Annotated in this window: 4 protein-coding genes; 1 reads left to right on the forward strand and 3 read right to left on the reverse strand. The window is 57.8% G+C overall.

What is annotated here, in order from left to right; genetic code table 11:
• Positions 1-34: 34 nt before the first annotated feature.
• Genes P8Y64_13000 through P8Y64_13010 form a run of 3 tightly spaced genes read right to left on the reverse strand, consistent with a single transcriptional unit; the run spans position 35 to position 2,078 of the window.
• On the reverse strand, positions 35-1,204 hold the full coding sequence (locus tag P8Y64_13000) for a transposase (GenBank protein ID MEJ2061383.1): 1,170 nt from the start codon (positions 1,202-1,204) through the stop codon (positions 35-37).
• Between the two features lie 3 nt (positions 1,205-1,207).
• Positions 1,208-1,609 (reverse strand): IS200/IS605 family transposase, encoded by a 402-nt coding sequence (tnpA, locus tag P8Y64_13005; GenBank protein ID MEJ2061384.1) that lies wholly within the window; start codon positions 1,607-1,609, stop codon positions 1,208-1,210.
• Positions 1,610-1,652: 43 nt separating this feature from the next.
• Entirely contained in the window at positions 1,653-2,078 is a 426-nt protein-coding gene (locus tag P8Y64_13010) for a hypothetical protein (protein ID MEJ2061385.1), read from the reverse strand.
• A 672-nt stretch (positions 2,079-2,750) separates the two neighbouring features.
• On the opposite strand from P8Y64_13010, the gene P8Y64_13015 reads away from it, so the two are divergent.
• The coding region (locus P8Y64_13015; protein MEJ2061386.1) for a VWA domain-containing protein at positions 2,751-6,456 on the forward strand (3,706 nt) is incomplete at its 3' end.

Consider the following 6,456-nt stretch of genomic DNA (forward strand, 5'->3'; position numbering starts at 1 on the left):
GTGACGATCTCCGCCTCGTAAACGAGGCGGCTTCTCAGCCAACGCTCGGCGCAACCGCCCACGTTACCGGCTGACCGCTCCGTCCGAGCGGGTTGTACAAAGCCAAAGTCAAGATATTACGAGCCGCGTTCACGTCTCGGTCAAGGATCAGACCACAGTCAGGACATTCATGCGCACGAACCGACAAACCTTTAGGAACAATGCTCCCGCATCGGCTACATGCCTGGGTCGTATTGGACGGGTTCACGGCGATGACTGGAATACCAGCGCTTTCAGCCTTGTATTCCAACATCTGCCGGAACAGTCCGAAGCCAGCATCATGCGAAGAAAGGGCCAGGTGTCCGTTTCGGTTCATAAAGCCGAGGGAAAGGTTTTCGATAGCAATCAGGTCATTCTCAGCTACAAGCCGGTTGCTGACCTTGTGCAGATAATCCGCTCGCTGATTAGCGACCTGCTCGTGCAAGCGAGCAATCTGCCGGTAGGTTTTACGCTGGCGGTTGCTTCCCTTGACCTGCCGGGAAGCATGACGGGAAAGGCGACGGAGGTTCGTAAGGCTCTCTCTCAGCCAGCGGGGGTTTTCAACCAACTCCCCACTAGAAAGGGCGGCCAGGCTTTTCAAACCGACATCCACACCTACTTGCTTTCCCGTCTGGATCGGTCGCTTTCCGGGTTCGAGCAACTCGAGCATCAGGCAGACATGCCACCGTTCCCCAACCCGCTTGATCACGGCGTGCTTGATTTCAGCCTCGGTAGGGGTGGCTCGATGGTAGCACATTTGTACTTCACCGACGTTCTGAACGTAGAACGACCTGCGGCCTTGCTGGTTCCGGCGCAGCTTGCAACCGTCGCCGTAGGTATACTCGATGCTCTTGAAGCGATTGCGCCCCTTGAAACGTGGATAACCGGGGGTCTCACCCGCTTTTACTCTGCGGAAGAACGCGCCGAACGCTTTATCCAAACGGCGCAAAAGCTGTTGAACACTGGTGGCGTTCAGCTTCCCGAAGGTATCTGGATTATCGTGGCGCAGATCGCGAAAGCGTGCCCATTGCGCTCCGTAGCCGATCCGCTTGCCTGTTTCCCGATAGCTTGTAATGCGCTGCTCAAGGGCGGCATTATAGACAAGACGGGATTGCCAAAGCAAAAAGTCCAGAGACTTAGCCTGTTCGTCGTTTGGGCGAAGAAGATACTTATAAGTTCGGATCATGGTCTAGCTCGACTTTTGGTTCTCGATATATCGCTTGACGGTTTCTTCGCAGACAAAACCAACTGTACCCACGTAGTTGCTTCTGCTCCAAAGGCTAGGCAGGCGAGAGCCCAATTGCGGATACTTCTTGCGCAACAAGCGAGAAGTAAAGCCTTTGAACTGGTTGGCAAGATGTTGCGGCGCTTCGGTTGGATCGCTCTCGATAAACAGATGCACGTGATCAGGGGAGATCTCAAGCGCCTCAATTGTTACGCCCAGTTCTTGCGCTTTCTGGTACAGCAAGGAGCACAAATCATCGGCGATTTCGCCCATCAACACCTTGCGTCTGTATTTCCGACACCAGACAAGGTGATACTTCAACGAGAAAACGCTTCCCGCGTTGCGTCGATACCGCCTGTCGCTCATAGAACAAATGTACTACGATATTCGATGTTTGTCAACTATCTAATCAAACGACGAAGTCGTTCTCGTATTCCCCTGCCGCTTGAAAGCGGCAGTCCCCTACGAAGTTTCTATGGATTATTGTCCCTGGCTGTATTTCAACATCACGCCCCCGCTGAATTGCTGTTACATCGTATGGCGTATCCGCGAGCAGTAAATCCAGACGAGTTCCCACCGAATCCTGAACAAATATCAAAGCCTGTTTCCGAAGCGTTTCTTCTGGAACAGGAACTAGAAATTTATAGTTGGGTGATAATATCTCGATCAATCGAACTGCATCTTGCCGGTTGAGAAGCACTTTTAAATCAACATCTCTGGTGACACGTGGCTCTCCCCAGGCAGCGACAGCCATCCCCCCGATAACAATAGATGAAACACCCTCGGTAATTAATTTTTTCTGAAGCAACAAGATTGACCGGAATAAATTCTCCATGGGGACCAGGTCAATCAATCAAGAGATGGAGCCGGGCTTGTAGTTCTGCCAAAGCGTCCCGACGATCTCGTTCGAAGAATTTCGCGGTTTGTTGCAACTGCCACTCAAATGCAGATTGTAGATTTACCCATTGGCGAAGGCTCTCCTGAATAGAAGTCACCTGCAACAGCAGGGACTCCTCATGCTGAAGTCCACCAGCATTTTCTCTTAAGTCGCTTAAATTACCCACAACTGATCTCTCACAGGGAGTATAAAAACGCTGAATTACTATTCGCCTCGTAGATAATCGCGTTCAATTCATGTTCAATTATATCATCTGACAATTCAGAAGATCTCACGCACTCGCACTGCCGGTTTCCGGCTGATGTTCTTCATCCGCCCGGTTCTGCTCACTCACTGCAGCAGGTTCTGGGAACAAGCCCTTCTCGTTGTTGAACCAGATACACTCCTACGATGATGTTCTCTGCCCGCTAAAGCAGACAGTGAACGTCGCTATTCTGAAGTCTCACTAGAATTTGCCGTCAAACGCCAATGTGCAAGATTTAACCAAATCTATGTTAATTTAATCCTCATAATCAGGTAGGTTAAGTACAAATCAATCCTGATTCTTCTTCCGATCCGAGGGTCCGTTGACCCCCATCTGTTTCCATAATTGAATACAAGGAGAAACCCATGAAGAAGTATTGGCTCTCGCTACTCATCCTGATCCTTCTAGCCGTTCCATTTCTGATCCCAATGGGGCAAGCCGGAGCGACGCCGATCGCTACAGGCGTTGTCGGGGAGGCGTTGAGCGTTCCGGATGCACCGGACGCGCCCGATTCCTGCAGCCCACCGGTGACGCAAAACCTGCGCGGCAAGGACGTCGATCTGGACCAATGCTACCAGCTGAATTTTTCTTACGGGGGAACGAACTACACCGTAGACGTGTATTACACCGAAACCGACACAGCCACTAACCTGGGCCGCTGCGATGCCAGCGATTACGCCGGGCGCTGCGAGCACAAGCTGGCTAACGTCGACACTCCCGGCGGTGACAACCAGTACGCCGTGGATATGGCCAACGAGGCCGCAGACGCCATGCGCTTCTATAAGGATCGCAACTTACCTTTCCTATGGAGCGGCAGCACGCTGACCATCTATATCGCCGAGGATCCACGCGGCGGCGGCACGCCAACATGCAACTCGATCCTGGTGGACGACGAATGGGTGGAAGGGAATGATATCCTCAAAAAACGCCTGCTGGCGATCCACGAAATGCAACACCTGATCCAGTGCCACTACCAGCCCACTCCGGGTTGGGATGGCTTTTACGGCGAGGGTATCGCCCGCTCCGTCGAGGACCGCTACGAGCCGACCCTGGACGCCGACACCGGGCACCTGTTCATCCCTGAAATCAACGGCATCCTCGGCAGCGACGCGGTCCGTTCCAGCGACCTGACCACCAATTCCTACACTTCCGCCGCCTGGTGGACGTGGCTGTTAGACCAGTACACCACCGGCAGCGAAATCGAACCGGTACAGGGCTGGCATGCGCTCAGCGATTTTTACACGCCGCTCTCGGGCGCCGCCAGCACGCTCACCAGCCTGAAGAGCTTCATCAGCGGCAAAGGCAGCACTTTCCGCAGGGATTTCACCGATTACAGCCTGGCTTTATACGCTTACCGCTTTACCAACAGCGACGCGCGCGTTGATTTCCGTGACACGGAGATCAACAACAACTCCAGCGGGCTGAGCGGTCCGATTAGCGTCAGCGGTGGGCCGTCTTATGCCAGTCATACGCTGAACATGAACCCGCGCTCGGTGCGTTATATCGATTTCAACCCGGCCTCGCAATGTGATTTCATCGGCTTTGACTTCGACGGGCGCGGCAAATCCTACAGTTTCAGCGTGCTGCTGGTGAACAACGCCAACAACCTGGCCAACCGCTGGACGAATTTCGGCCCCACCTGGTCCCGCACGATCGCCACCAGCACTCTGAATCGCGTGGCCGGCGTGGTCACCGCCATCGACGACTCCGGCCCAGTTGACGTGAGCTACGGCTGCCTCAACCCGACGATCAACATCAAGAGCCCCACCGCGGCGGCTTTCGACATGGTCGGCACCGCTGCCGACCCGCGCAATTTCGTCGTGCGCTTGCACGTCGAGGGCGCCGACGGCAGCCCGGTCGCGGGGCTGACCAGCGACGACTTCGAGGTCGCGCTGACCAAAACCAGCACGGGCAGCCCGACGATCGCGGCCACCATCCTGAGTTCGGCTTACGTGCAGGATGATTACTGGCTGCTGGTACGCTCGCCACGCGATACAGATGGCGCCGAGGATGGGCAGTTCTACGACCTGGGCGTGCGCCTGGGCAGCGCTTCGGACAGCGAGTCGGGAGCCATCCTATACGTGCCGCGCGCCCAGGATGTGATGGTCGTGCTGGACAGCTCGGGCAGCATGGGGGGCACCAGCGGACGCATCGAGGCAGCCCGCAACGCCGCCAGCCTGCTGGTGGACGAGTTGGCCGACAGCGACCGGGGCGGCTACGTCAACTTCGACACCTCCGCCACCCTGCGCCAGGCATTGGACACCCTGAACAGCGGCGGCGGGAGCCACCGCCAGGCCATCCTGAACGATATCCTGGTCGAACCCGCCGACGGTTTAACCGCCATCGGTCCGGGCATGTTACGCGCCCAACAGGAATACCACCCCAAGAAAGACCCTAGCCGCCAGTGCAGTTTCGTGCTGCTCAGCGACGGGCACGAAAATGTGACGCCCTACTGGGATGATCCCAGTGTCAAGCCGCTGGTCAGCGCCGAGGGCTGTCCGATCCACGTAGTCGCCCTGGGCCCTTCCGCCAACGAGACCTTGCTGCAGCACATCTCCACCGCGGTGACCGGCGGCAGTTACGACTACGCCGACTCGGCGGGCACCGTCCCGGCTGGGCCGCAGTCCGCCGACGCTCCGCTGGCTGACATGAGCTGGCAGAACAACCTCAGCCGCATCTACGATTACAAGGCTATCCAGATCGCCGGGCGCCAGCGCCTGCAAACCGTTTTGGCCCTCGAGCCGCAGAAAGCGAACGAGTACCAGTTCGAAGTGGACGAGACCAGCACGCAGGTCGTCGTCAGCATCGCCTGGCAAAACGCCCAGGACGGGCAGATTGTCCAGATCCTGGATCCGAACGGGGTCCCCATCCCGGTGGGTGTGCTCGGCCCGGACGCCGGTCCGAGCGCCGTGCGGCGCTTCAACGGCACGCATGAGGTTTGGGAGCTGCACAATGTCATCCCCGGCAAGTACACGCTGAAGATCGCGGGCATATACCAGCAATTCTTCGTCAGCGTTTCAGCCGACAGCGATTACCAGCTGTACCTGTTCATCGGCAGCGATCCCGAAAACGGTTATGCCGGGCAGCACGTGCCGATCCTGGCGATGTTGGTCGGCCCGGATGGCGCCATCAAGGGCGCCACTGTGGTGGCGAGCGTGCGCGACGCCGCCGGTGTCTCGCGCAACCTGCTCTTGCAGGATGACGGTAACCACGGCGACGGTATGGCCGGAGATGGCGTCTATGGGGGCGTGTACCGCATCACACCTTCGGCGGACGCCGGCGTCATCACCCCCCCAACCGATGGCGAGGAGCCGACTGCCGTTGGTTCCTACCAGGTGAAAGTAGTCGCCACCTGGGACAACTTCCGCCGTGAAGCCCAGGGTTCCTTCGCCGTGCCGCCCAGCGAAGACAGCGACGGAAACCGTCTGCCGGACGCCTGGGAGAAGGCCAACGGCGTCTTTGGCGAAAAAGGCGACCTGGACGGCGATGGCCTGGACAGCCTGTGTGAGTTCCGCGCTGGTACCGACCCGCGCAATTCCGACACGGATGGCGGCGGCGAAAGCGATGGATCGGAAGTCCCGCAGTGCTTCGTCGACCCGAACGGGCAGGACCCCTTCGACCCGTCTGACGATCGGGTTGGTAGCCTTGGAGACCTGAACGTGCGCCCCGAGCTGGACCTGAACCTGAGACCCTATATCAGGATCTGGTGGGGAGACCCCCTGCTGGGCAAACTGATCTCAACCGATATCTTCCGCCGCGTGATCTCCCCTACCCAGGGCATGACGGGGGATTGGGTGCTGCTTAGCTCAGGCCTGGATGGCACGCAGTTCGACGATCGTTCGATCGATCCTGGCACCAGCTACCAGTATCGCATCACCCCCACGGTGGACCCCGGGACGGGTCCGTTGCAAGCAGCCACAGAAACCAGCGCTGTGGTGGTGCCTAAGACGGATCCTTACCCGCCGGGAGGCAGTGTGCTGATCAACGGCGGCGCGGGAAGCACCACCAGCCGCAACGTGACGATGGAGATCGCTGCCGACGACCTGTTCGGCGAAAACGACGGCGCGCCAC

Source organism: Gammaproteobacteria bacterium (assembly GCA_037388465.1).
Taxonomy (GTDB): domain Bacteria; phylum Pseudomonadota; class Gammaproteobacteria; order SpSt-1174; family SpSt-1174; genus JARRKE01.